This is a genomic window from [Ruminococcus] torques ATCC 27756, from assembly GCF_000153925.1.
Lineage (GTDB): Bacteria > Bacillota > Clostridia > Lachnospirales > Lachnospiraceae > Mediterraneibacter > Mediterraneibacter torques.
The window spans coordinates 1,911-4,210 of the sequence record NZ_DS264348.1 but is presented as its reverse complement, the minus strand read 5'-3'; the positions used below and the strand labels follow the sequence as shown (position 1 = coordinate 4,210).

Below are 2,300 nucleotides of genomic sequence, written 5' to 3'. Positions count from 1 at the left end.
ACATCGCCCATGTGGTGGATTCGGCAAGCCATTCGGTGCCGCAGCAAACGCAATAAGTAGTCCACCTGGGGAGTACGTTCGCAAGAATGAAACTCAAAGGAATTGACGGGGACCCGCACAAGCGGTGGAGCATGTGGTTTAATTCGAAGCAACGCGAAGAACCTTACCTGCTCTTGACATCCCGCTGACCGGACGGTAATGCGTCCTTCCCTTCGGGGCAGCGGAGACAGGTGGTGCATGGTTGTCGTCAGCTCGTGTCGTGAGATGTTGGGTTAAGTCCCGCAACGAGCGCAACCCCTATCTTTAGTAGCCAGCGGCCAGGCCGGGCACTCTAGAGAGACTGCCGGGGATAACCCGGAGGAAGGTGGGGATGACGTCAAATCATCATGCCCCTTATGAGCAGGGCTACACACGTGCTACAATGGCGTAAACAAAGGGAAGCGAGACCGCGAGGTGGAGCAAATCCCAAAAATAACGTCTCAGTTCGGATTGTAGTCTGCAACTCGACTACATGAAGCTGGAATCGCTAGTAATCGCGAATCAGAATGTCGCGGTGAATACGTTCCCGGGTCTTGTACACACCGCCCGTCACACCATGGGAGTCAGTAACGCCCGAAGTCAGTGACCCAACCGTAAGGAGGGAGCTGCCGAAGGCGGGACCGATAACTGGGGTGAAGTCGTAACAAGGTAGCCGTATCGGAAGGTGCGGCTGGATCACCTCCTTTCTAAGGAAGAAATAACTTCTTTCGTCTGGAACAATCCAACTAAAACGGAAGAAATAACTTCTTTCGTCTGGAACAATCCAACTAAAACGGAAGAAGAAGTAAAGTGAGTCGTTGTCTATTGTTTAGTCATCAAGGATGACAAAACTTTTTGGTGGCGATGCGTTCAGGGGTAACACCCGTTCCCATCCCGAACACGATGGTTAAGACCTGAACGGCCGATGGTACTGCACTGGAGACGGTGTGGGAGAGTAGGTGGCCGCCAAATCAAAAAAAGAAAAAACGAAGACAGAAACGCTGTCGAAGTTTAGAATAAATACAGGCAGGGATGAGCAACACCTCGTCAAGCCAACCCAATCAGCAGGGCAGTGCTGTTGGAATAACTGGGTTCACCAGTGATTAGAGTTTAAAAGAGATTTTAAGTTCTAATGACTGATGAAAGATCAGTCAAGATGTGTACCTTGAAAACTGCATACAGAGAAAATCAATGATAAGATAAAATATCTAATCAAGACATCCGAGGTAATGTTATTTAACAATTACTATAAAGTTTGAAGAAAACAAACTAAAAATAAATTGGCCTAGAACCAACACATGTAACGCTATACATGTGTGGATAGAAGTTCATTCCCGTGAACAACTATCGTTTGGTTATGCTGATAAGAGCGTATGGTGGATGCCTTGGCACTAAGAGCCGATGAAAGACGTGATAAGCTGCGAAAAGCTTCGGGGAGGGGCAAATACCCATCGATCCGGAGATTTCTGAATGGGGAAACCTAACTGAGCAAACCTCAGTTATCCTGACGCCAATCCATAACGTCAGGAAGGGAACCCGGTGAACTGAAACATCTAAGTAGCCGGAGGAAGAGAAAACAACATGTGATTCTGTGAGTAGCGGCGAGCGAAAACGGAAGAGCCCAAACCGGGATGCGTGCATCCCGGGGTTCGGACCGCGGAATTGATTCAACAAGTTTAGCAGAACAGTTTTGGGAAAGCTGACCAAAGAGGGTGAAAGTCCCGTAAGCGAAAGGCGAGTTGACATGGCGGTATCCAGAGTAGGTCGAGACACGTGGAACCTTGACTGAATATGCGGGGACCACCCCGTAAGGCTAAATACTCCTTAGTGACCGATAGCGCATAGTACTGTGAAGGAAAGGTGAAAAGGACCCCGGGAGGGGAGTGAAAAAGAACCTGAAACCATATGTTTACAAGCTGTGGAACATCTTTATATGATGAACCGCGTACTTTTTGTAGAACGGTCCGGCGAGTTACGCTGGCTGGCGAGGTTAAGCACTGAAGGTGCGGAGCCGAAGGGAAACCAAGTCTGAATAGGGCGAAAGTCAGTCGGAGTAGACCCGAAACCGGGTGATCTATCCATGTCCAGGTTGAAGTTGCCGTAAAAGGCAATGGAGGACCGAACCCACATCCGTTGAAAAGGGTGGGGATGAGGTGTGGATAGGGGAGAAATTCCAATCGAACCCGGAGATAGCTGGTTCTCTCGAAATAGCTTTAGGGCTAGCCTCATACAGTCTTGCGAGTAGAGCACTGAATTCCTACGGGGGCGTCAAAGCTTACCAA

At 49.0% G+C, this 2,300-nt stretch carries 3 rRNA genes (1 of these 3 only partly in view); all 3 read left to right on the top strand.

Features of this window, described 5'->3' with window-relative positions:
• Nucleotides 1-725, top strand: a 16S ribosomal RNA gene (locus RUMTOR_RS13235); the annotation flags it as partial.
• Nucleotides 726-872: 147 nt separating this feature from the next.
• Nucleotides 873-990: ribosomal RNA gene (gene rrf, locus RUMTOR_RS05455) — 5S ribosomal RNA — on the top strand.
• Between the two features lie 381 nt (nt 991-1,371).
• Nucleotides 1,372-2,300: ribosomal RNA gene (locus tag RUMTOR_RS13230) — 23S ribosomal RNA — on the top strand (it continues 1,748 nt past the right edge of the window).